Below are 22079 nucleotides of genomic sequence, written 5' to 3'. Positions count from 1 at the left end.
TCCTGTCTGAACATGGGGAGACCACTCTCCAAGCCTAAGTACTCGTGCATGACCGATAGCGAACCAGTACCGTGAGGGAAAGGTGAAAAGCACCCCGACAAGGGGAGTGAAATAGAACCTGAAACTGGATGCCTACAAACAGTCGGAGCCCGCAAGGGTGACGGCGTACCTTTTGTATAATGGGTCAACGACTTAGTGTAACAAGCAAGCTTAAGCCGGTAGGTGTAGGCGAAGCGAAAGCGAGTCTGAATAGGGCGATATAGTTTGTTGCATTAGACCCGAAACCGAGTGATCTAGCCATGAGCAGGTTGAAGGTTGGGTAACACCAACTGGAGGACCGAACCCGCATCTGTTGCAATAGATTGGGATGACTTGTGGCTAGGGGTGAAAGGCCAATCAAACTCGGAAATAGCTGGTTCTCCGCGAAATCTATTTAGGTAGAGCGTCGAGCGAATACTCCCGGGGGTAGAGCACTGGATGGGCTATGGGGACTCACCGTCTTACTGATCCTAACCAAACTCCGAATACCGGGAAGTACTACTCGGCAGACACACGGCGGGTGCTAACGTCCGTCGTGAAAAGGGCAACAACCCTAACCTCCAGCTAAGGTCCCCAAGTCATGGCTAAGTGGGAAAGGATGTGAGGATCCCAAAACAACCAGGATGTTGGCTTAGAAGCAGCCATCATTTAAAGAAAGCGTAACAGCTCACTGGTCTAGTCAAGGGTCTTTGCGCCGAAAATGTAACGGGGCTGAAGCCATGCACCGAAGCTGAGGATTCCTCTTTGAGGAGTGGTAGCGGAGCGTTCCGTAAGCTGATGAAGGGATACCCGTGAGGGGTCCTGGAGGTATCGGAAGTGCGAATGTTGACATGAGTAACGATAAAGAGGGTGAGAGACCCTCTCGCCGAAAGACCAAGGGTTCCTGCTTAAAGTTAATCTGAGCAGGGTTAGCCGGCCCCTAAGACGAGGCGGACACGCGTAGTCGATGGGAACCACGTTAATATTCGTGGGCCTGGTGGTAGTGACGGATTGCTTAACTTGTTCACACTTATTGGATTGTGTGGGCGGGGACGCGGTTCCAGGAAATAGCTCCACCGTATAGACCGTACCCGAAACCGACACAGGTGGTCAGGTAGAGTATACCAAGGCGCTTGAGAGAACTATGTTGAAGGAACTCGGCAAATTGCACGCGTAACTTCGGAAGAAGCGTGACCCTTATGTACGCAAGTATGTGAGGGTGGCACAGACCAGGGGGTAGCGACTGTTTACCAAAAACACAGGGCTCTGCGAAGTCGCAAGACGACGTATAGGGTCTGACGCCTGCCCGGTGCTGGAAGGTTAAGAGGAGGGGTGCAAGCTCTGAATCGAAGCCCCAGTAAACGGCGGCCGTAACTATAACGGTCCTAAGGTAGCGAAATTCCTTGTCGGGTAAGTTCCGACCTGCACGAATGGCGTAACGACTTCCCCGCTGTCTCCAACATAGACTCAGTGAAATTGAATTCCCCGTGAAGATGCGGGGTTCCTGCGGTCAGACGGAAAGACCCCGTGCACCTTTACTATAGCTTTACACTGGCATTCGTGTCGGCATGTGTAGGATAGGTGGTAGGCTTTGAAGCAGGGACGCCAGTTCTTGTGGAGCCATCCTTGAAATACCACCCTTATCGTCATGGATGTCTAACCGCGGTCCGTTATCCGGATCCGGGACAGTGTATGGTGGGTAGTTTGACTGGGGCGGTCGCCTCCGAAAGAGTAACGGAGGCGCGCGATGGTGGGCTCAGACCGGTCGGAAATCGGTCGTCGAGTGCAATGGCATAAGCCCGCCTGACTGCGAGACTGACAAGTCGAGCAGAGACGAAAGTCGGTCATAGTGATCCGGTGGTCCCGTGTGGAAGGGCCATCGCTCAACGGATAAAAGGTACGCCGGGGATAACAGGCTGATGACCCCCAAGAGTCCATATCGACGGGGTTGTTTGGCACCTCGATGTCGGCTCATCGCATCCTGGGGCTGGAGCAGGTCCCAAGGGTTTGGCTGTTCGCCAATTAAAGCGGTACGTGAGCTGGGTTCAGAACGTCGTGAGACAGTTCGGTCCCTATCTGCCGTGGGTGTAGGAATATTGACAGGATCTGTCCCTAGTACGAGAGGACCGGGATGGACATATCTCTGGTGGACCTGTTGTCCTGCCAAGGGCATAGCAGGGTAGCTATATATGGAATGGATAACCGCTGAAGGCATCTAAGCGGGAAACCAACCTGGAAACGAGTGTTCCCTATCAGAGCCGTGGAAGACGACCACGTTGATAGGCCGGGTGTGGAAGTGCGGCAACGCATGAAGCTTACCGGTACTAATAGCTCGATTGGCTTGATCGTTCCCATTGCCAGTGCTCATCAAACAAGTTTGATGAGGCTTTAAGTTCAGCGCTCACGCATGAGCGGGTCTTCGACCCTATGCTCCGCGAGGGCGCCGGACGTCCGGCGACGCGCTTTGCGCTTGCGGTCTTAGCGACCGTGTCCGGACAAACCAAAGACGTGTTCATAAAGACAAAACGAGGCTTCTGGCCTCACCAGCTTCTCATAGGGCATAAACCGCTGGCGCGGTTTAGCCCGAAGTTGCGCTTTGCCGACCTGGTGGTTATGGCGGGGTGGCTGCACCCGTTCCCTTTCCGAACACGGCCGTGAAACGCCCCTGCGCCCATGGTACTTCGTCTTAAGACGCGGGAGAGTAGGTCGCTGCCAGGTCTGCTAAACGCAACTCAGGCTAAATTGCTCAAGCAATTTATGCCTCACGCTAAACCGCATCGCGGTTTATGCGTCTCAAAAAATCTTCTCTGATCACACGCGATAAACCCAAAAGGTTTACGCTGAAACGGCCCGGCCGTGTTACAATAGGCCGCTCAAAGCGGCCTTTGTCGCTTCTGAGGGAAGCAAGAAAACGCTTCTGGAATTTTGTAGGAACCCATAATAAGGGTGCCTACACGCGACAAATCCTCCGGATTTGCGCTGACAACACGCGATAAACCGCTTCGCGGTTTACGCTGATGACGCAAGCCGGAAGGCTTGCTTTGGCGCGACAAACCCAAAGGGTTTGCGCTGGTGACGCGGGGTGGAGCAGCCCGGTAGCTCGTCAGGCTCATAACCTGAAGGCCGCAGGTTCAAATCCTGCCCCCGCAACCAATATCCCTTCCCTCGGCAGCACTCCTCAAAAACACAAAACTCCCCCAATACGTAAGGGCAAAGGCCTGCCAATCTTGAACTCCTGCGATCAAGCCGCGTCTTGCGAAAAGACAAAGCTCATAGTGTCGCCAAGACCTCAGCCTAGCCGCTCGCAAACCCGGTATAAGCACTAAACAAAACTGCCCGCTGGCTAGCCAGCGGGCAGGGGATGTCGTTGATTGCTTTGCAGACGAAGAGATCAGCTTCTCGGCTTCAAATTCTCCGCATCATAGAGTGGCTTGTAGCCAACGCCGACGACTTCCACCGGATAGGTCTCACCGAAATACTCGACGTTCAGCTTGCGTCCTTCCTGGGCATAGGACCAGGGGAGGTAGGCCAGTGCGATGTTCTTGCCGATGGTCGGGCCGTAGGCGATCGAGGTGGTGAAGGAGCGGCGGCCGAGGTCATCCATGAGGGTCTCGCCGGTTTCGGGGTCCATGACCGGCAGGATGCCGACGGGGTAGCGGGCAACACCGTTGGAATCGGTGTTATTGGTGACGACGAGCGTGCAAAGCATGGCGGGTTGATGCTCGCGGGCGCGATATTCCAGATGCTTGGCCTTACCGCGGAAATCGGCTTCCTTGACCTTCGGGCGCGCGAGATCGGCTTCGAGCAGATTATATTCCGTCAAGAGGTCGGCATTTTGCAGGCGAAGGCTCTTTTCCATGCGGCGGCTGTTGGCATAGGTCTCGACACCGACGGCGATGGCGCCGGTTGAGCGCAGCGCATCCCACACGGCGAGAGCATCGCCATAAGCCATGTGCAATTCCCAGCCCTGTTCGCCGACATAGGAAATGCGGAATGCCGTGACGTTCTTGCCGGCGATGCGGATCTGCTTGATCGCGGCGAACGGAAAGTTTTCGTGCGTGAGGCTTTCCGGGCTGTCGACCACCTTCTGCAGGTTGGTGCGGGCATTCGGTCCCCAGATGCCGATCGTCACATAGCGTTCGGTGACGTCGGTGATGGTGACGTCAAAGCCCTTATCTTCCGCAACACGGCGCATGTAGTGGAAATCGCGCGGTCCGGCATCGGCGCCGTCGATCAGGCGGCAACGGTCGGCCATGCGGATCACGGTGAAGTCGGCGCGCACCATGCCCTCGTCATCGAGGAAGTGGGTGTAGATACCCTTGCCGATATTGGCGTCGCCGCCGATCTTGGCGGCGCAGAGCCATTCCAGCAGCTCGACATGGTCAGGGCCTTCGATGTCGTACATGGCGAAATGCGATAGGTTGATGATGCCGCAATCTTCGCTCAGCGCTAGGTGCTCGGCATTGGAGACACGCCAGAAATGGCGGTTGTCCCACTCGTTTGCGCGTACTGGAATGCGATCGCCGTATCTCTCGAGCAGGTGCTCGTTGGCGGCATAGCCATGCGCGCGCTCCCAGCCGCCGAGCTCCATGAAGTAGCCGCCGAGCTCCTTTTCACGCTCATAGAACGGCGAGCGGCGGATATTGCGGCCGGTCGCATAGGGCTCTCGCGGATGGACGGCGGGATTGTAGATCTTCTGGGCAGCCTCGGTGCAGCGGCCTTCGATGAACTTCTCTTCCAGCATATGTGGGTAGAAGCGGGAGTAATCGATCCTGTTGTGGTCGATCGGCGTGCGGCCGTCCGTCATCCAGTCGGCGACGAGCTTGCCGAAGCCGGGACCGTCCTTCACCCAAATGGCCACGCAATACCAGAGACCGCGGACCTTCTGGCTTTCGCCAACGGATGGGCCGCCATCGGTCGTCACCTGCAGCAGGCCGTTGAAGGAATGACCTTCATTGTAGCCGAGTTCGCCGAGGATCGGCGTCAGCTCCATGGCGCGCTCGAGTGGCTCGATGATCTGCTCCATGTCGAGATCGCGCTGCGAAGGCGAAAGGCGGGCCTCATGCTTTTCGAGGAGATCGCGGGGATGGCAGAGGCGCGGGTTCTTCTCTTCGTAGTAGCCCCATTCGATCTGGCCGCCTTCGGCGGTCTTCGGGTCGCCGGTGTCGCGCATATAGGCTGAATTGCCCTGGTCGCGCATCAGTGGGAAGCCGATTTCCTTGCCCGTATTGGCAAACTCATTGTACGGGCCGAAGAAGGTCAGCGGGTGGTCGACCGGCATGACCGGCAGATCTTCGCCGACCATTTCGGCAATCAGGCGGCCCCAGAGGCCGGCACAGACGATGACATATTCGGCTTCGATCGTGCCGCGATGGGTGACGACGCCGGTGATGCGACCGTCCTTGACGATCAGCGACTGGGCCGGCGTATTGGCGAAGGACTGCAGCTTGCCGCTCTTTTCGCCCTGGTCGATCAGCTTGCCGGCAACGGTCTGCGAACGGGGGATGACGAGGCCGGCATCCGGATCCCACATGCCGCCCTGCACCATGCTTTCCTCGATCAGCGGGAATTTCTCCTTGATCTCGGAGGGTTCGACGAGACTCACGCGCGTGCCGAAAGCCTTGCCCGACGTGACCTTGCGCCTGATTTCCGCCATGCGGTCGTCATCGCCGACGCGGGCGACTTCCAGGCCGCCGACGCGGGCATAGTGACCGAGCTTCTCGTAGAAATCGATGGAGTAGAGGGTCGTCCAGCAGGAGAGGAAGTCATGGCTGGTCGTGTAGCAGAAGTCGGATGCGTGGGCAGTCGAGCCGATATCCGTCGGGATGCCTGATTTGTCGATGCCGACAATATCGTCCCAGCCGCGCTCGATCAGATGGTGGGCGATCGATGCGCCGACGATACCGCCAAGCCCGATGATGACGACCTTCGCCTTTTGAGGAAATACTGCCATTGCGTGCGACCCTGATTGATACTGAAAACGGATTTTATGATGTGTGCGACGACGACCAGAGCCTGTCTACGACATATTCAAGATGCTTGCACGACGACCGCAGGGCCTTCCCCATGGAGAAATGGGTGAAGTTCGCGCCGATGATCGCAAATCGTCATGTCGCAAAGGCGACGGTTTCGCTCTCTGGAAGCTCGCGCCAGCCTATTGCGGGATCGACTGCATCATAATCTCGCGGCGCAAGATCGGGCCTTCCTGGCCGAAATAGGTCGTCAGCAGCTTGGCGAAATCATCAGACTGGTAGGTCTCGGTCAGCGTTTGGTCGACAAGCAGGCGGAAAGCGGAATCGTCCTGCCTGAGTGCGACGCCATAGGGCTCGTGCGTGAATAGGCGATTGCCGATCGCAAGCGTGGAAGGATTATGGGCATGGGATGCGAGATCGAAGAGCAGGGCGCGATCGGCGAAATAGGCATCGATATTGCGGTTTTCGAGCGCAATCAAGCCGTCCTGATGCGTGGCGAATTCGGCGATGCGCGTTTTAGGCACGTCGGAACCCAACGCCTCGCGCAGTGTCGCGCCCGTCGTCGTATCGGCGCGAACGCCGATCGTGCTCGTCGCGGGTGCCGACTTGGCCGAGACTTGCGCCAGCCGCTTGTCGAGGAACAGCGCCATCAGATAATCGGGGGAATCCTTGCGCAACAGGGCGCTGGCACCCGTGATGAAGATCGGCTGAGAGAAATCGACGCTTTGGCGCCGGCCAAGGCTGATGGTCAGCGCGCCGCAGAGAAGGTCGATCTGGCCGCTCTTCACTGCATCGAAGCCATCGGCAAGCGTGGTTTCGACAAAATCGCGCTTGAGATTGGTGACCTTGCGCCCGACCGCATCGGCTATCTTGCCGCAGAGATCGATAGCATATCCCGTTGGGTTACCGTCCTTCTTCTTGAAGGAGAAGGGGGCTTCGTCATTGATGTAGCCGATCCGGATCGCGCCTTTCTGGGCGATGCTGTCGAGCGTCTGCGCGGCGGCGGCCATATAGGCAGACATGCCGAGGATGATGCCTGCCAGAACCAGTCGTCTCATGCAATTTGCCGGCATGATCCTGATCTCCAAAAGAAAATTGGGCAATCGCAAAGGCTTAGGCGCAGATTATGGCCTGAGAGGTTTTTGTCAACGATCGATTGTCCTTAATTGCCTGCCATCGAGCAGGGGTGGCGAAATCCCCCTTGTCCTGGGGATTGATGCTTCAACGGGACAATATGTGACGCGCGGCCCAGCTGGAGATTGCCGCTGCAATCGCTTCGGGCTGATCTTCTGGTGCGATGTGCCTTGCCGGCCCGCAGTTTTCGATCTCCAATCCGGCAATATTCTTGCGGCACCACTCCGTCATCGTCTCGCCGACCAGCAGCGTCTCCGCTGGACCATCGAAGGTCAGCAGCAGCTTCGGGATATCTTCGCTGCGGGCAAGCCAGGCATCATAGGTCTCGATGCGCGCAACGACATCGGCCGGTTCACCTTCGATCGGCATTGCGCGCGGCCAGGCAAGCAGCGGCCGGCGGCTTTCGCGCGTGGGGTAGGGGGCGCGGTAGACGGCATGGTCCTCGGCGCTCAATCCATTCAGGACCGTGGCTTTCAGTGCCTGTTCGATGAAGAAATTCTCGTCCAGAACCTTCGCTTCGCCTGTGCCCGGCGAACGCAGCACCTCGTAGCGGGCGCGTGCATTCGGCATGTCGTTCCAGGTCAACGGCCTGATGATCGTTTCCATGAAGGCAATGCCGCGCACGCGTTCCGGATGGCGGGCGGCCCAATCGAAGGCGAGTGCGCCGCCCCAATCATGGCCGATCAATACGACATCATCGAGCGCGAGTTCGTCGAACCAGGCGTCGAGATAGCGCGCGTGGTCGGCAAATGAATAGGCGATATCGGGCTTGCCGGACTGGCCCATGCCGATGAGATCGGGAGCAAGACGGCGAGCCGGTGTAGTGATGGCTGGGGTGATATGCCGCCACAAGTAGGATGAGGTCGGATTGCCGTGCAGGAAGACGAAGGGCGTTCCCGTTCCGGCATCCTCGTAGAAGAGCGTCGAGTCCAGCACATCGAGCGAAGGCATGTGGGTATCCTCTCGTGGGATAAAATGGTAAGGTACCTGTCTATCTATCACAATGGTCAGGTACCTGTCTATATCCATGGAAAATTGTACTCCCACCCGTCTGTCCCTGGGGCTGCTGTTGCGGCTCGTGCATCAACATTGGACACAGGATGTCGAAGCCGCGCTAGAAGAGGCCGGTTACGGCGATATCCGGCCGCCGCATGCCAACGTGTTCACCTTCATGCGTCAGGAGGGAATCCAGGTGAGCGAGCTCACCCGTCTTGCCCATGTCCGCAAGCAGACGATGACGCAGGCCGTGGAGGAGCTGGAGCGCCTCGGCTATGTCGAACGCCGGCCGGACCCCAATGACCGGCGGGCAAGATTGGTGTTTCTGACCGAACGCGGCAGAGGTGTGCGGCCGGTCGCTGTTTCAACCGGTCGCCTTGTGGATGAGCGGTGGTCCGGTATTGCCGGTGCGCAGGAGATCGAAGGGCTCAAGCAGGCTTTGCAGGCGGTGCTTGGCAAGCTTCGTGGCGATGGAACCGCCGAAGAGCCGACGGATGACGCGGCGACATAGGCGGCTGGATTTACCGGGCACATGGCGAAGGTGCCGCGCGCCGCGCATCGTTATCACGAAGAGTTTCGTTACCCCGTCACGGTTTCTGGCCTATCTCTTTTGCACCACGGTCAACCGAAGGGAACGTCGATGCAGGAGAGGAACTTCATCAGCAAGACAAGTGACGTGAGGCGGAAAGCGGCTTTTGCTTTCTGTGCGGGTTTTGCAGCCCTTGCTGCAGCCTTCAGCCCTGCGCTGACATCGCCGGCGGCAGCCCAGACGATCATCGACGAGTGGGATAAGGTGAAGTCGCCGGCGCCGCCCGCGCTGAAATCCGTCACGGTCGATCCAAAGACGACGGCGTTGCTGATCCTCGACTTCAACGGTGCGCAGGACCCGACCAAGGGGCCGTGCAACGCGAAGACCAAGCCGCGCTGCCTCGCCTCCATTCCCAAGGTGAAAACCCTGCTCGATCAGGCGCGTGCCAAGGAGATGCTTGTCGTGTTCAGCCTTGCCGGCGTTGGCGAGGCGCAGGATATCGCAACGGCGCTGGCGCCTCTGGCAAGCGAGCCGATCGTCAAATCCGGGCCGGACAAATTCATCGGCACCAATCTGCGCAGCATTCTCTCAGACAAGGGTATCAAGACCGTCATCGTGACAGGCACGGCCTCGGAGGGCGCGGTGCTCGATACGGCGACGGATGCGGCACTCAACGGCATGAACATCGTGCTGCCGGTCGACGGCATGTCGTCGACAGAGCTTTATGGCGAGCAATATGTGGCCTGGCACATGGTCAATGCGCCCGGCGTCTCGCAGAAGACGACGCTGACCAGCATCGATCAGATCAAGTTCTAGCCCATCGCGAACTGGAGAGGGGACATCCCGTTGTCCTGGCCCGTTGTCCCGGGCGGTAACGGGACGTTCGTGCTGGACTAGGCGAAGGCCTCTTCGAACAGGTTCAGCAGCCGCTTCCAGTGTCGCTCGGCGCCGGCGGCGTCATAAACGCCATGGTCCGGCACGGTCCATCCATGCGCCATGCCGACATAGTTTTCGATGGCGTGATCGACACCGCCGGTGCGGAGCGCTTCGGCAAGACGGGCCGATTGCTCCGGCGGAAAGCTGTTGTCGACGCCTGCGACACCGACATAGACGCGGGCCTTGATATCGGCGGCAAGACGGTGCGGGCTGTCTTCCGCCTCGCTTGCAAGATTGCCGCCGTGGAAGCTTGCGGCTGCCGCGATCCGATCCGGGTAGCTGGCAGCGGCGGTCAGCGCGCGGCCGCCACCCATACAATAGCCGACCACGCCGACCGCACCTTTGGCGCCGGCTGCAGACAGTGCGTCGAGGAAGGCGATACTGTCGACCTTGGTCATCTCCTGCGTCGTGCCGCGTATCATTGTCATGATCGTCTCGCGGGAGGCGGGATTGCCGAAGGCACCGCCGTCGAAGGGACCATAGGCGCCGAAGCGATAGAAGAGATCGGGAAGCAGCACGATATAGCCGGCATCGGCCAGTCGCTGCGCCATGCCATTGAGCGACGAACGCGGCCCCATGGCATCCATGTAGAGGATCACGCCATGCTCGGCGGATGCGCCACTATCGGGGCGGAAGATGGCGGCTTTGGCGGTGCCGTCGGCCGTGTTGATTTCGATATCCTGTTTCATTGTCATTTCCCTTGCGATCTCTTTGATCGGCTCGCGCCGCCGTACCCGCTGCCACTTTGGCAAACGGCCCAAAGGCCCTCAAGAGCATCTTCCTTCAAAACCGCCGAACTCATCGATCAACATCTCTTGAGTTTCGGCGCTCGTCGTCTGTGACATAGTATCGCCGGCAACGACGTCTATGCGATGATCCCTTTGGAGGATGCGATTTCATGTCTTTTCGCCAGATGGTTCCCGGCCTGGCGCTGGCTCTTTCGCTGATATCGGCAACGGCATCCGCCGCTCCGCCCGAGCAAGGCCATGGCGCGCCTGCCAGCGCGAGCGGCGTGCTCGCGCTCCTGCCGCCCGATGCGATCAGCGACCATGTTCTCAATGCTGACGGCAAGACCATTCCCTATACGGCGACGGCTGGGACGCTCGATCTCTTCGGTCAGGATGGTCAGCGTAGTGCTGCAATCTTCTACACTGCCTATGTCGCCAAGAACCGGGATGCGAACCGGCCCGTGACCTTCGTGTTCAATGGCGGGCCGGGTGCTGCCTCCGCCTTCCTCAACCTCGGGCTCGTCGGTCCACGCATCGTCGATTTTGGCGCAGACGGGCGCGATGGCGCCAATGCCAAGCTGGTCGACAACCCGCAAAGCTGGCTCGAATTCACCGATCTCGTGCTGATCGATCCGGTCGGCACTGGCTGGAGCCGCAGCGCCAAGGCGGACGACCAAAATGATTTCTATAGCGTCGACAGCGACGCCGAAAGCCTTGCCAAGGCGATCGCTCTTTATGTCACCCACAACAGCCGGGCGGCGTCGCCGAAATATATTCTCGGGGAGAGCTATGGCGGTTTTCGTTCGGTCAAGGTTGCCAACAGCCTGCGCGAGGACCAGGGCATTCTGATTTCCGGCATCGTCATGCTGTCGCCCCTGCTGGAGGGCCGGTTTGTCTTCGGCGGTGGTGAGGATGCGCTTGGCGCTGCCTTGCAGCTGCCGTCGCTGGCGGCCGCCGAGCTGGAACGTCAAAATGCCTTCAGCGAGAAGGCGGTCCAGGATGCCCAGGCTTTCGCCTTGAACGAATATCTACCGGCACTTGCCGGGCCGCCGCCATCGGGCGATGCCGGCCAAGCCTTCTATGGGCGCGTGGCGAAACTGACCGGCATTCCGCAAGATGTCGTCGCCAAGAACCAGGGCTTTCTCAGCGGGGCCTATCGCAAGCATTCCGATGGCGGCGGTGCGGATGTGGCGAGTGCCTATGACGCCTCGTTCCTGGCGCCGGACCCCTATCCGCAGTCGGAGGCCGAGCATGGCGGCGATCCCGTTCTGGACGGGTTCGTCCGCGCCTATGGCGGCGCCTTTTCCGGCTATGCTCGCGATGAGCTGGGCTTCCACACCGACATGACCTACGCATTGCTGTCGTCATCGGTGAACAGGGAGTGGAAATGGGGTGGGCGCAATGGCGGCTCGCGCGGGACCGCGGGCGCCAGCGACGATCTCAAGGAGCTGCTGTCGCTGACGCCATCATTTCGGGTGATGATCGGGCAGGGTTACAGCGATCTCGTCATTCCCTTCGGCGTCAACAAATATGTGCTCGACCATATGCCGCCCGCCTTTGCCGATCGGGTGGCGCTGAAACTCTATCGCGGTGGCCATATGTTCTACACGCGGCCGATGTCGCGCGAGCAGTTCACGAGCGATGCCAAGGTGTTTTATGCCGGGCAGGTCAAGGCAACGCCGGCAACGCAATCGAACTGACGGAGCCGGCCTGTCAGGCCCGGCCCGAGAGCTGACAGCGCCGCGAGATTGGCCTCACGCGCTTCTTGCGAGCATGGCCTTGATGGTTTCAAAGAGTTCGTCCTTTGCCTGCTGCGGGCTGATGTCGCCCATCGTTGCAGCATAGGATAAGGCCTCTGCGGCACCCAGCATCGCCCAGAGACCGGCCGATGCGATGGAGCCGGCATTGGCGAAGGGGGCAAGCAGCGCACGGCACTTCTCGATGAAGGCCGTCTCATATTCGCGCTTGATCTTTTCAAGCTCCGGCGAGCCTGCAAGCGCGGCGATAATGCCTGGTATTTCGCGGCCCTGAAGCAGCACGCAATCAACATAGGAGGCCGCTATCACCTCGGCTCGGCCCGCCAGTGTCGGGGTGCTCGCTTGAAGCGCTGCATCCATCACCTTCGTCTGCCTGATGTCGAATTCGCGATAAAGTGCGGCCAGCAGCCCGGAACGGGTGATAAAATGGTCGTAGACGACGGGTTTCGTCACGCCGGCACGCTCGGACAGTCGGCCAAGCGTTAAGGCTTCCGTGCCTTCTTCGCCGACGATCTGCCAGGCGATCTCGATGAGCTGCCGGTAACGCTCCTCCCGCGTCAGCCGGCTGCGGGTCTCCGGTTTCTTTGTCTGCTTGCTTGACATCGTTATATACCAAAAGTAACTTACTAAAAGTATATAAGACTGAACCGTCGTCTACAATGTGTCAGCAGGGGTTTTTCACATGCATGCGCTTATCGTCGTCGCCCATCCGAATCCCGATTCTTTCAGCCATAGTATCGCAGCCGAAGTCGCCGAAGGCGTAACGGCTTCAGGAGCTGCGTTCGAAATCGCCGATCTTGCGGCGGAAGGCTTTGATCCGAGGTTCACCGCGGCCGATATCGCCGCACATCTCAGGGAAGGGCCGTCGCCTGAAGATGTTGTTGCCGAGCAGGCGCGTATCGATCGTGCCGACGCACTGGTGCTGGTCTATCCCGTTTATTGGTGGTCGATGCCGGGGCTTCTCAAGGGATGGATCGATCGGGTGTTCAGCAATGGCTGGGCCTATGACGAGATGCCCGGCGACAGGCCGGTCAAAAGATTGCGACATCTTCGCATCCACCTGATTGCCATCGGCGGGGCGACAATGCGCACCTATGCGCGCCACGGCTATTTCGGTGCCATGAGAACGCAGATCGACCACGGAATTTTTGGATATTGCGGCGCTCCCGTCATGTCCTCCGAATTGCTCCTGACGGAAACGCAGGACATGACCTCTCACCTCGATACCGCCCGTGCCATCGGACAAAATCTCTTTGCGGCCTCACCATCGCAAAAGACGGCCGATGCGGCCTAGCGCGGTTCAGCTTTTCACGGAATCCCTGAACCGCTCTATCTCTTTGTTTTCATGAAATTCCGAACGAAAAACCGCTGCGCACTTTTCCTGGAATTGCTCTAGTCGTGCTGCTGCAGCTGAAAGAGATGCTTGATGCGCGAGCTTAGCGAGCTCACGGGAGCGCCATGAACCAGCATGTCGGCATTGGCGAAGAGATGTTGTTCGGCCTCGATGCGCTTTGCCATGATCGCGCCGAGCTCCTCGGCAAGCGTCGGTCGGTCACGTAGCAGCGGCGCCAGGCAGTCCTCGCCGATTTCATAAGTGACGACGAAGGTCAGGGCGCGAACCGTCCCGACTTCTCCCGATCCCATCAGCAGGCCGTTTTCACCGAAATAATCTCCCGGGGCGAGGCGGGTCAGCTCGATCTGCCGATGTCCTTCGCGGCGGGTGATGCTGACAACACCGGAGCGGACGATCGTCAGCGCCCGAAGGCGGGCATCCTGTTCGGCGATCACGGCATCCTTGCGATAGGTTCGGCGTTGCATATGCGACGCGAGATGTTCCTTCTCATCTTCGGTCAGTGATGAGAATAGCGGGATATTGCTGACCAATCGCCAGGGCGTTCCCGGAGCATGTTGCTTCTCGTCGGATGTCTCAGCCTTTTTCTCCATCGGAAGCATGATAGTGCCGGGAGGATCGGCAAATTTCAGGCCTGCCGCCTTGGTATGACGGAATAGCAGATCATAGATTTCGTTCTTTGCGGCCATCGTCAGCGACATGTCGCGCACACGGAAGGACAGTTGCAATTCGATCGCCTGCCCATCGATGGAATTGATGGCGACGCTGGGTTCCGGGTTTTTCTGGATCGAGTTGCAGCTGATCAATACGTTGTGCATCACGTCGATGATGACGGGCGGCACGGCGGTCGGCTGGATCCGCACGGTGACGGTGGCGCCATGGCTCTCATCGGGCGAGGAAAGATTGGTCAGCCGCGTCTTGGCAAGGATGCTGTTCGGAATGACGACCAGATCGTTGGTGCCGCTCAGCAATTGCGTGGCGCGCCAGTTGGTTTCGACGACACGGCCCTGGATGTCATTGTCGAGGACGATCCAATCGCCGACGGAATAGGGTCGGCCGAGATTGAGGGCGATGCCGGAGAAGACGTCGCTCAAGGTGCTCTGCAAGGCGAGACCGAGAATGATCGCAAAGACGCCTGATGTCGCGATCAGCGTGCCGATCGGGACGCTGAAGACATCGCCGACGATGGAGAGAATGGCGCCGAGATAGATGACGCCGACGATCAGATCCTGCAGCAGCCGGCCCTCGCGGGGCTTGCGCTCGAAAATCAGGAACAGCCGTACGCAGGCGATCAGCACCCAGGCGCCGTTGATCCACCAGATGATCTTGGCAAAGCCCGTGAAGGTGCGCAGCGTTACCGAGTCCTGCGGCGGGCTCGGCTCATAAGGGACGATGCCGTGATAAAGCAAAAGGGCCGTCAGGCTGACGAAGAAGACGATCTGGCCAATCAGACGCCCCGCGCGCTGATGGCGCAGCATGATGCGGCTGACGAATGTGCCGATGACGACCAGGATACAGAACTGGACGATCGGATCACCAAGAAGTGCAATGGACATGGGGACTTGGCCGCACTCAGTCTTTCGGATGGGCGCTAAATTGGCACGAAAGAGGCTGCAACGCCATATGCAGATAAAGTATGATTAATTGACGCCGACGCCTTGATCTCAGGACTTGTACCTTGATAATTAGATGACGATTATCATCTTATATCTGTCATCCCATCCTGCTATCTGCTCTCGCAGCGCCATCCCCTAGCGCTCCGACATCATCAAGGAATACCCATGACACAGTCTTTCGAGATTCGCGGCGATCTGCTGATCGGCTCAGATTCCACCGGCGACAACAGAACCGCGCGTGCCATCAACCCGGCAACCGGCGCAAACCTGGAACCGGCCTTTGCGATCGCCAGCGAAAGCGACGTTGCCAAGGCGTGCGAACTGGCGGCCCGGGCGTTTGACACCTACCGCGCCACCAGCCCGGAGCAGCGCGCAGCATTCCTCGAAAAGATTGCCGACAACATCATGGAGATCGGCGATGTGCTGATCGAGCGGGCGACCGAAGAGACCGGCCTGCCGGTGGCGCGCCTGCAGGGCGAGCGTGCCCGCACGATCGGCCAGCTGCGGCTGTTCGCACAGGTGGTCCGTGCCGGTGAGTGGCTCGATCTGCGTATCGATCCGGCATTGCCGGAGCGCAAGCCGCTGCCGCGCGCCGATCTGCGCCTGCGCCAGATCCCGCTTGGCCCGGTTGCCGTCTTTGGCGCCAGCAATTTCCCGCTCGCTTTCTCTGTTGCCGGCGGTGACACGGCTTCGGCGCTTGCGGCCGGTTGCCCGGTCGTCGTCAAGGGGCATCTGGCTCATCCGGGCACGGGCGAGCTAGTCGGCCGGGCCATCCGCGCCGCCGTTGCCGCATCCGGTCTTCCGGAAGGTACGTTCTCGCTGCTGACCGGTGCCAACGAAACGGGTGCCGCCCTGGTGCGCGATCCCCGCATCAAGGCCGTCGGCTTCACCGGCTCGCGCGGCGGTGGCCTGGCGCTTGGTGCCATCGCTGCGGCCCGACCCGAGCCGATCCCGGTCTATGCCGAGATGAGCAGCGTCAACCCCGTCTTCCTTTTCCCGGCAGCACTTGCCGCGCGTGCCGAAGCGATCGGAACGGGCTTCATCGATTCGCTGACGCTCGGAGCCGGTCAGTTCTGCACCAATCCGGGTCTGCTTTTTGCTATCGAAAGCCCGGATCTCGATCGTTTCGTCCATGCTGCTAGCGATGCGTTGACCGGCCGCGCGCCGGCACCGATGCTGACGCCTGGCATTCACGCCGCCTTCGACAAGGGCGTTGCCGCATTGGCCGAGCATGAGGCGGTGAAGACCGTCGCCCACGGCGCGCCGGCCGAAGGCGTCAACCGCAGCCCCGGCATCTTCTTCGAGACCGACGTCGAACAGTTCCTGGCGGATGAACGTCTAGGCCACGAGGTCTTCGGCGCGGCGAGCCTTCTCGTGCGCTGCAAGGACATCGAGCAGATGATCGCGGTTGCGGAAAAGCTCGAAGGCCAGCTGACGGCGACGCTGCAGATCGAAGCGGATGACTATGCGACGGCCGCCAAGCTGGTGCCGGTGCTCGAACGCAAGGCTGGGCGCATTCTCGCCAATGGCTGGCCGACCGGCGTCGAAGTTTCACATGCCATGGTGCATGGCGGGCCTTTCCCGGCAACCTCGGACAGCCGCACGACCTCGGTCGGCACGCTGGCCATCCGCCGCTTCCTGCGCCCGGTCTCCTATCAGGATCTGCCGGAAGGCCTGCTTCCGGCTGAGCTGCGCAACGAGGGCGTCAGGTCGCTGCCGCATCTTCTCGACGGCGTGCGCAAGGGCAATTAAGCCGACACCCCAAGTAACGTCTTCGGAGCGGGCCGCACTGGCCCGCTTTTCCTTTGCTCGATGCTAGGCGGCCGAATCTTGAAGGCGGGCTTCGAGATGTGCCTTGTAATGCTGGAGAGAAAGCTCCGCTCCGAGATGGGAGAGCTCTGTGGCGACGGCCTCAGCGGCGTGTTCGGCCGGCTCGACGACGCGTTCGAACATATCTGTTTCATAGGCTTTGACGGCGTTTTTCCAATCGTCGTTTTCGAGAAGCTGACGGCCAAGCTCCGCGGCATCCAGCATCGCCATATTCACGCCTTCGCCGCCAAAGGGCGACATCACATGCGCGGCATCGCCGAGGAGCGTGATGCCGATACGGTTCTGCCAATGGTGGCCGACCGGTAATGCATAGATCGGCCTCGAAACGATATGATCGTTGCCGGCCTTGATAAGGCCAAGAATGCGCGGCGCCCAGCCTTCGAATTCCGCGGCCAGCCGCACCCGGGCTTTTGCCGGTGAGGTAAAGTCGAATGTCTTCTCGGCCCATTCGGTCGGTACGCGGAAGATCGCGTAGCCGCGCAGATGGGAATTGCCGTTGCGCTGGACGATCAGGCCTCGTCCATCGGCCTCGACGCCGATCTTGCCGCGGCCGACCAGGGCTGCGAGATCGGGATGGCTCGCATCGACATCGTCGATGCCGAATTCGATGAAGGTAATGCCGGTATATTGCGGGCGGTAGGGGGATACCAGCGGCCTGACCTTCGACCAGCTGCCATCGGCACCGATAACGAGATCGAAAGGGCCGATCGTTTCGTTTTCGAAGACCAGATCATAGGTGCCGTCGTCGCGCGGGCGCACTTCGCGCAAATTATGGTTCCAGCAGATGATTTCTTTCGGCAGGGAGGCGAGCAGTGTCTGCCGCAGCGCGGTGCGATCCACCTCCGGCCTGTCGGAAGCATCGGCATCGTCATCGGCAAAGATGAGCGTGCCGTCCTTGTCGTAGAGCCGGCTTCCCTGGTCCTCGTAGCGGGCGATCGTCAGGAATTCTTCGTAAAGGCCGGCGTGGCGCAGTGCCAGCTGGCCGGATTCGACATGCAGGTCGAGCGTGCCGCCTTGCGGCCGGGCAAGGGCATGTTCCTCGCGTTCGAAGATGGTTGTCGCGATGCCTTTCTGATGGAGGATGCGCGCCAGCGTCAGGCCACTGGGGCCGGCGCCGATGATGGCGATGCGGGGATAGGACTTCATGGACAAGGCTCTCATATTGTTGTAGATAGGCGCCTATATAAATTAACATAGGTACCTATGCAATGGATGGCGATGAGTGATTGGGATTTGTTCGATACGCCGGTGCCGCTGATCAACATGGCGTCTCGCGCTTTTTCGCGGCTCGGCGAGCGGCGGGTGAAGGTGCTGGGCTTCAATATCGGCCAGCTGCCGGTGCTGTATCTGCTTCGGAATGGGGCGCAGATGTCGCAGAAGGATTTGGCGAAATTCGCGAAGATCGAGCAGCCGTCGATGGCGCAGATGCTGGCGCGCATGGAGCGGGACGGATTGATCCGGCGCACGCCCGATCCGACCGATGGCCGCAGCAGCCTCATATCACTGACGGATGCGGCGGTTGCCAAGCTCCCGGCTGCGCGTCAGGCTCTAGAGGAGGGGCGGGAGCAGGTTCTGTCGGGCTTCAGTGCCGATGAAGTTCAGACGCTGGTTCAACTGATGCGCCGGCTGAATCAGAATCTGGATCGGATTGTGGCCGAGGAGGATGGGGCGTAGGCGCACTGTAGTTCGCGCACCTACAATGGTCGGCATTCAGATTTCGGCGTAGACGATGCCGGTGAACGAGCCGGCATGGTGCAGCAGTTCGCGTTCGCCCGCGCCGTCGAGGCTTGCGGAATAGAGATTGCCGCCGATATCGGTGAAGAACATGCGGTTATTTGGCAGATCGAGCGACAGGCCGATGCCTTCGTCCAGGCCTTCGAGGACGACTTCCGATGTTGCTGCGATATCGTCCATCTGTGCGCGGTTGACGGTGTTTCCGCGTGGGAGATTGCCGCGGTCGGTCCAGTAGATCGTGCGGGTGGCGAGATCCAGCTCGAGGTCGATCGGTTCCGGCAGTTTATCCAGCAGAGTTTCGATGTCGCTGCGGCTCGTTGCGGTTTCGCCCGCAGGGATATTGACGCCGGCGCGGAAGATGCGGCCGAGACCGGCATCCGGCGGTCCCTTCTGGGTCCAGTAGATCTGTCCGAGCGGCAGGTCGAGGGCGATGCCGACGCACCAGCGTTCGATATCGGCGCTGTCTTCGAGGCCTTCGCCGTTCTGCACCAGGGTTTCGATGTCGCTGCCGTCGATATTGGCGCGCATGACGCGCATGCCTTCGCGGTCGCACCAATAGAGCTTGCCGTTGTCGCGGTCGATCTGGATCTGCTTCGGCGTAACCAGTGTGCTGCCCGGCGGGATCAGCGTGATGTGGTTGCTGCCATCGAGGTCCATGCGCTCGATGGAGCCGTCATGGGCATTGTAGTCGTTGCCCATTTCTGTCCAATATATCCAGCCGTTCTCGCTGTCGACGAGAATGCCGTCCGGGCTGCGGCCGGCCCGTTGGACGATGAGCTTGAGATCGGTGCCGTCGATGGCGGAAGAGAGAATTCGTCCGTCGTTGATGTCGAGAAAGAACAATCTTTGGATCTTGTCGGCGGAGGTGGCAGGCGTCCGTGCTTCTGCTTCTGACATGAGAGCATCCTTTCAAGGGGTCGGATCTGCGGATCACAGCGCAGCGATCATGGCATCGGTTGATGACAGCATCATTCGCCGCAGCGATCACGACGAACATCTGCTGCGTTGCAGCAAAGTCAAGGGCGCCGATGTCGCAGAAGCGGCGAGCGGGCGTCAAATAACTGTCATCGATCTGATATAAATCCCCGTAATTCTCAGGGCTCTATCAGTCTGGGCCGAAAATCCGAAGCCGGAGGTGCTTGATATCATGTCGACGCTCCAGCAAGTCGCCTTTCGGGCCGGTTGTTCGGTCGCGACTGCCAGCCGGGTGCTCAATCGCAATGGCCCGGTCAGCGACGAAATGGTGCGGCGCGTGCGGCGGGCGGCGGCAGAGCTCGGTTATCGAGCGGGTGGGCGCACCGGCAACGGCCGGCCGGCGATCGGGGTGCTTATTCCCAGCATTACCAATCCGGTCTTCGCGGCTTCGCTTTCCAGCATTCAGAACAGGGCGCTCCATGCCGGCCACAGCGTGCTCATCGCGCAATCGAATTATGATCCGGCGCAGGAGGCCGATGCCGTCGCCTCACTGCTCCAGCAGCAGCCGACGGGGCTGATCCTGACACTCTGCGATCCCGAACGCAGCCTGCTCCTGTCATCCGCCCTGCCGCCGACCGTATTGCTTGGCAACCTGCCGACCAGCCGCTTCACCGCGGCAGTCGCGACCGATAATTTCGGCGCGGGGAGGGATCTGACCGATCATTTCCTCTGCAAGGGGCATCGCCGCATCCTGTTCATATCGGGCCATTTTTCGGCATCGGATCGGGCGAAGCTGCGCTATCTCGGCTATATCAGGGCCATGGAAGCGGCGGGGCAACAACCCCTCGACGCTCTGGAGATCTCCTTCGTAAACAGCCTGGAGCAGCTCGATCTTTCGGATGCGGTTTCGCGGTTTGCTCCGACGGCGATCATCGGTTCCAACGATCTTCTCGCGCTTGGAGTGATGGGAGCGCTTCGACGGCAGGGGCTTTCGATTCCACGCGATATTTCGGTCGCAGGTTTCGACGGAATTTCTCTCGGTTTTCTGGGTGAGGTTCCACTGACGACGGTGGAAATTCCGGATGGGACGATGGGGGCGGCAGCGGCCTCGCTGCTGCTCGATATGGCCGAAAATGCCGCGCCGCCGCGTCATCTGACCGTGCCCTATCGGATGCGCGCGGGCGGCACGGTGCGCAATCTCACCCTTCAACCCTGACGCCCGTCTGCGAACGGAAACGCCGCCTCTCGAGGAGAGGCGGCGCGGATTGTTCAGACCGGATCGAGAGATCAGCTGCGCGGCAGCAGGCCTTCGACGTCGGAAGCGGCGTCGTCGAGCGCTTCCTTCGGCGTGGCCGAGCCGTCGACGATGCGCGAGAGGTTGTCGACGATGGTCTGCGTGACCTTGACACCGTTAGCGCCCGGGAAGGCATACCAGGGAACCATGATCGACATCTGGCTGAGGCCGGCCTGGAAGAGCGGGTTCTTCTTATAGAAGTCGCCGAGATATTCGGCAGACTTGGCGGCAAGCTCGTTGTTCGGAACATAGCCGGTGCCGGGAACGACGACCGAGGCGCCATAGGGGCCGGCGGCGAACTTGGCGAACTTCCAGGCGGCTTCTTCCTTGACCGGATCATGAGTCAGGATGACGACGGCGTTGCCGCCCGTCGGCAGGCGGCCATTGACCGGGTCGATCAGCGGCAGCTTGGCAGTGCGCAGGTCGAATTTGGTGCCTACATTCTTGATGGTGTTGACGAGGGCGCCGGTGGTCTGGAATTCGAAGCCGACCTTGCCGGCAGCGAAGGCCTGTTCGCCAGCGGCCTTGGTGAAGACCGGCATGCCGCCTTCCTTGACGAAGCGCTGGATCATCTCGACGGCCTTCTGGCCTTCGGGACCGTTGAAGGCAACCTTGCTTTCGTCGTCGCTCAGCATCTTGCCGCCAGCGCCGAAAAGGAGGGCGGAGAACATCCAGTCGTCGCCCTGCCAGCGGAAGTCCATGCCGTCGACGCCGTTGCCGAGCGCCTTGATCTTGCCGGCGAGCGTGATGACCTCATCCCAGGTCTTCGGCGGGTTGTCCGGGTTGCCGCCGGCAGCCTTCACCAGATCGGCGTTGTAGTACATGATCGGGTTCGAGGTCGCAAAGGCGAGGCCGACCTGCTTGCCCTTGACCTGGGCGAGCTTCAGGATCGTGTCCGAGAAGCCCTGCTCGGCCATGTTGCCCTCTTTCTTGACGAGGGGGCCGAGGTCGACGGCGACGTTGCGCTCGTCCATCATGCGCAGGCGATTGAGGCCGATGAAGGTGACATCGGGCATTTCGCTGGTGCCGGCCTGGCGCAGGATGGTCTGGATGCCTTCCTCATAGGTGGCCGAAGGAGCGGCGAACTGGATCTTGATGTCGGGATTTTCTTCCATGAACTTCTTCGAGATCGTATCCATCACGTTCTTGAAAAAGCCGGGCATGGGATAGTGAACCGTCAGGGTGGTTTCGGCATAGGCCGGGACCGTCACGACCATCGAAATGGCTGCGGCGGCGAGAATCTGGGTGATATGCTTCATCGCTCGTTCT

The 22079-nt window shown here is 60.0% G+C and carries 17 protein-coding genes, 1 tRNA gene and 2 rRNA genes (1 of these 20 running past the window's edge); 11 read left to right on the top strand and 9 right to left on the bottom strand.

The annotated features are described in order from the left end of the window. From ABOK31_RS13805 to ABOK31_RS13795, 3 genes are all read left to right on the top strand, one after another. Window positions 1-2367 (top strand): 23S ribosomal RNA (locus ABOK31_RS13805) (it extends 541 nt beyond the left edge of the window). A gap of 254 nt (window positions 2368-2621) precedes the next feature. Continuing rightward, window positions 2622-2736, top strand: a 5S ribosomal RNA gene (gene rrf, locus ABOK31_RS13800). A 358-nt stretch (window positions 2737-3094) separates the two neighbouring features. Further along, a tRNA-Met gene (locus ABOK31_RS13795) sits at window positions 3095-3171 on the top strand. A 238-nt stretch (window positions 3172-3409) separates the two neighbouring features. On the opposite strand, the gene ABOK31_RS13790 is transcribed toward ABOK31_RS13795, so the two are convergent. The 3 genes from ABOK31_RS13790 to ABOK31_RS13780 form a co-directional block, all read right to left on the bottom strand. Beyond that, entirely contained in the window at window positions 3410-5971 is a 2562-nt protein-coding gene (locus tag ABOK31_RS13790; RefSeq protein ID WP_349956389.1) for an FAD-dependent oxidoreductase, read from the bottom strand. A gap of 201 nt (window positions 5972-6172) precedes the next feature. Then, window positions 6173-7063, bottom strand: a complete 891-nt coding sequence (locus tag ABOK31_RS13785) for an amino acid ABC transporter substrate-binding protein (RefSeq protein ID WP_349956388.1) — start codon at window positions 7061-7063, stop codon at window positions 6173-6175. A 148-nt stretch (window positions 7064-7211) separates the two neighbouring features. Beyond that, window positions 7212-8075 carry a haloalkane dehalogenase gene (locus ABOK31_RS13780; RefSeq protein ID WP_349956387.1) on the bottom strand — a complete coding sequence of 288 codons (864 nt, stop codon included), beginning with the start codon at window positions 8073-8075 and terminating at the stop codon, window positions 7212-7214. A gap of 76 nt (window positions 8076-8151) precedes the next feature. On the opposite strand from ABOK31_RS13780, the gene ABOK31_RS13775 reads away from it, so the two are divergent. Both ABOK31_RS13775 and ABOK31_RS13770 read left to right on the top strand, forming a co-directional pair. Continuing rightward, entirely contained in the window at window positions 8152-8631 is a 480-nt protein-coding gene (locus ABOK31_RS13775; RefSeq protein ID WP_349956386.1) for a MarR family transcriptional regulator, read from the top strand. Between the two features lie 129 nt (window positions 8632-8760). After that, window positions 8761-9465 carry an isochorismatase family protein gene (locus ABOK31_RS13770; protein WP_350019259.1) on the top strand — a complete coding sequence of 235 codons (705 nt, stop codon included), beginning with the start codon at window positions 8761-8763 and terminating at the stop codon, window positions 9463-9465. 77 nt (window positions 9466-9542) lie between these two features. Here the strand turns inward: ABOK31_RS13770 and ABOK31_RS13765 are convergent, their stop codons facing one another. After that, on the bottom strand, window positions 9543-10274 hold the full coding sequence (locus ABOK31_RS13765) for a dienelactone hydrolase family protein (RefSeq protein ID WP_349956384.1): 732 nt from the start codon (window positions 10272-10274) through the stop codon (window positions 9543-9545). Between the two features lie 209 nt (window positions 10275-10483). On the opposite strand from ABOK31_RS13765, the gene ABOK31_RS13760 reads away from it, so the two are divergent. Beyond that, the gene (locus ABOK31_RS13760) at window positions 10484-12013 is read left to right on the top strand and encodes a carboxypeptidase (RefSeq protein WP_349956383.1); all 1530 of its coding nucleotides are present in this window, start codon (window positions 10484-10486) and stop codon (window positions 12011-12013) included. Between the two features lie 54 nt (window positions 12014-12067). On the opposite strand, the gene ABOK31_RS13755 is transcribed toward ABOK31_RS13760, so the two are convergent. Beyond that, complete coding sequence (locus tag ABOK31_RS13755) at window positions 12068-12673, bottom strand: TetR/AcrR family transcriptional regulator (protein ID WP_349956382.1); 606 nt, start codon at window positions 12671-12673, stop codon at window positions 12068-12070. Window positions 12674-12752: 79 nt separating this feature from the next. On the opposite strand from ABOK31_RS13755, the gene ABOK31_RS13750 reads away from it, so the two are divergent. Further along, entirely contained in the window at window positions 12753-13364 is a 612-nt protein-coding gene (locus ABOK31_RS13750) for an NAD(P)H-dependent oxidoreductase (RefSeq protein WP_349956381.1), read from the top strand. A gap of 98 nt (window positions 13365-13462) precedes the next feature. On the opposite strand, the gene ABOK31_RS13745 is transcribed toward ABOK31_RS13750, so the two are convergent. Beyond that, window positions 13463-14977 carry a mechanosensitive ion channel family protein gene (locus ABOK31_RS13745; protein ID WP_349956380.1) on the bottom strand — a complete coding sequence of 505 codons (1515 nt, stop codon included), beginning with the start codon at window positions 14975-14977 and terminating at the stop codon, window positions 13463-13465. Window positions 14978-15202: 225 nt separating this feature from the next. On the opposite strand from ABOK31_RS13745, the gene ABOK31_RS13740 reads away from it, so the two are divergent. Next, a complete protein-coding gene (locus ABOK31_RS13740; RefSeq protein ID WP_349956379.1) occupies window positions 15203-16789 on the top strand; it encodes an aldehyde dehydrogenase (NADP(+)) in 1587 nt (528 codons plus the stop codon). A 63-nt stretch (window positions 16790-16852) separates the two neighbouring features. Here ABOK31_RS13740 and ABOK31_RS13735 read toward each other — a convergent pair whose 3' ends face one another. Beyond that, a complete protein-coding gene (locus ABOK31_RS13735) occupies window positions 16853-18013 on the bottom strand; it encodes an NAD(P)/FAD-dependent oxidoreductase (RefSeq protein WP_349956378.1) in 1161 nt (386 codons plus the stop codon). 72 nt (window positions 18014-18085) lie between these two features. Here ABOK31_RS13735 and ABOK31_RS13730 point away from each other — a divergent pair, with 72 nt between their 5' ends. Continuing rightward, window positions 18086-18541 carry a MarR family transcriptional regulator gene (locus ABOK31_RS13730; protein WP_349958954.1) on the top strand — a complete coding sequence of 152 codons (456 nt, stop codon included), beginning with the start codon at window positions 18086-18088 and terminating at the stop codon, window positions 18539-18541. A 36-nt stretch (window positions 18542-18577) separates the two neighbouring features. On the opposite strand, the gene ABOK31_RS13725 is transcribed toward ABOK31_RS13730, so the two are convergent. Continuing rightward, complete coding sequence (locus ABOK31_RS13725) at window positions 18578-19498, bottom strand: 3-hydroxyacyl-CoA dehydrogenase (RefSeq protein ID WP_174177148.1); 921 nt, start codon at window positions 19496-19498, stop codon at window positions 18578-18580. A gap of 49 nt (window positions 19499-19547) precedes the next feature. Here ABOK31_RS13725 and ABOK31_RS13720 point away from each other — a divergent pair, with 49 nt between their 5' ends. Further along, on the top strand, window positions 19548-19682 hold the full coding sequence (locus ABOK31_RS13720; protein ID WP_349956377.1) for a hypothetical protein: 135 nt from the start codon (window positions 19548-19550) through the stop codon (window positions 19680-19682). Window positions 19683-19748: 66 nt separating this feature from the next. Next, complete coding sequence (locus tag ABOK31_RS13715) at window positions 19749-20732, top strand: substrate-binding domain-containing protein (RefSeq protein ID WP_174177146.1); 984 nt, start codon at window positions 19749-19751, stop codon at window positions 20730-20732. Window positions 20733-20803: 71 nt separating this feature from the next. Here ABOK31_RS13715 and ABOK31_RS13710 read toward each other — a convergent pair whose 3' ends face one another. Next, on the bottom strand, window positions 20804-22069 hold the full coding sequence (locus ABOK31_RS13710; RefSeq protein ID WP_174177144.1) for an ABC transporter substrate-binding protein: 1266 nt from the start codon (window positions 22067-22069) through the stop codon (window positions 20804-20806). Window positions 22070-22079: the final 10 nt, after the last annotated feature.

The organism is Rhizobium sp. ZPR4 (assembly GCF_040215725.1).
GTDB lineage: Bacteria > Pseudomonadota > Alphaproteobacteria > Rhizobiales > Rhizobiaceae > Rhizobium > Rhizobium rhizogenes_D.
This window is presented reverse-complemented; position numbering and strand designations above follow the sequence as displayed.

What these genes read in the sequence shown, in the direction of transcription:
- ABOK31_RS13710 (WP_174177144.1), bottom strand. Translation starts at nt 22,069, where the DNA reads ATGAAGCATATCACCCAGATTCTCGCCGCCGCAGCCATTTCGATGGTC.
- ABOK31_RS13745 (WP_349956380.1), bottom strand. Translation starts at nt 14,977, where the DNA reads ATGTCCATTGCACTTCTTGGTGATCCGATCGTCCAGTTCTGTATCCTG.
- ABOK31_RS13765 (WP_349956384.1), bottom strand. Translation starts at nt 10,274, where the DNA reads ATGAAACAGGATATCGAAATCAACACGGCCGACGGCACCGCCAAAGCC.
- ABOK31_RS13750 (WP_349956381.1), top strand. Translation starts at nt 12,753, where the DNA reads ATGCATGCGCTTATCGTCGTCGCCCATCCGAATCCCGATTCTTTCAGC.
- ABOK31_RS13770 (WP_350019259.1), top strand. Translation starts at nt 8,761, where the DNA reads ATGCAGGAGAGGAACTTCATCAGCAAGACAAGTGACGTGAGGCGGAAA.
- ABOK31_RS13740 (WP_349956379.1), top strand. Translation starts at nt 15,203, where the DNA reads ATGACACAGTCTTTCGAGATTCGCGGCGATCTGCTGATCGGCTCAGAT.
- ABOK31_RS13725 (WP_174177148.1), bottom strand. Translation starts at nt 19,498, where the DNA reads ATGTCAGAAGCAGAAGCACGGACGCCTGCCACCTCCGCCGACAAGATC.
- ABOK31_RS13760 (WP_349956383.1), top strand. Translation starts at nt 10,484, where the DNA reads ATGTCTTTTCGCCAGATGGTTCCCGGCCTGGCGCTGGCTCTTTCGCTG.
- ABOK31_RS13785 (WP_349956388.1), bottom strand. Translation starts at nt 7,063, where the DNA reads ATGCCGGCAAATTGCATGAGACGACTGGTTCTGGCAGGCATCATCCTC.
- ABOK31_RS13730 (WP_349958954.1), top strand. Translation starts at nt 18,086, where the DNA reads ATGAGTGATTGGGATTTGTTCGATACGCCGGTGCCGCTGATCAACATG.
- ABOK31_RS13720 (WP_349956377.1), top strand. Translation starts at nt 19,548, where the DNA reads ATGGCATCGGTTGATGACAGCATCATTCGCCGCAGCGATCACGACGAA.
- ABOK31_RS13780 (WP_349956387.1), bottom strand. Translation starts at nt 8,075, where the DNA reads ATGCCTTCGCTCGATGTGCTGGACTCGACGCTCTTCTACGAGGATGCC.
- ABOK31_RS13715 (WP_174177146.1), top strand. Translation starts at nt 19,749, where the DNA reads ATGTCGACGCTCCAGCAAGTCGCCTTTCGGGCCGGTTGTTCGGTCGCG.
- ABOK31_RS13790 (WP_349956389.1), bottom strand. Translation starts at nt 5,971, where the DNA reads ATGGCAGTATTTCCTCAAAAGGCGAAGGTCGTCATCATCGGGCTTGGC.
- ABOK31_RS13755 (WP_349956382.1), bottom strand. Translation starts at nt 12,673, where the DNA reads ATGTCAAGCAAGCAGACAAAGAAACCGGAGACCCGCAGCCGGCTGACG.
- ABOK31_RS13775 (WP_349956386.1), top strand. Translation starts at nt 8,152, where the DNA reads ATGGAAAATTGTACTCCCACCCGTCTGTCCCTGGGGCTGCTGTTGCGG.
- ABOK31_RS13735 (WP_349956378.1), bottom strand. Translation starts at nt 18,013, where the DNA reads ATGAAGTCCTATCCCCGCATCGCCATCATCGGCGCCGGCCCCAGTGGC.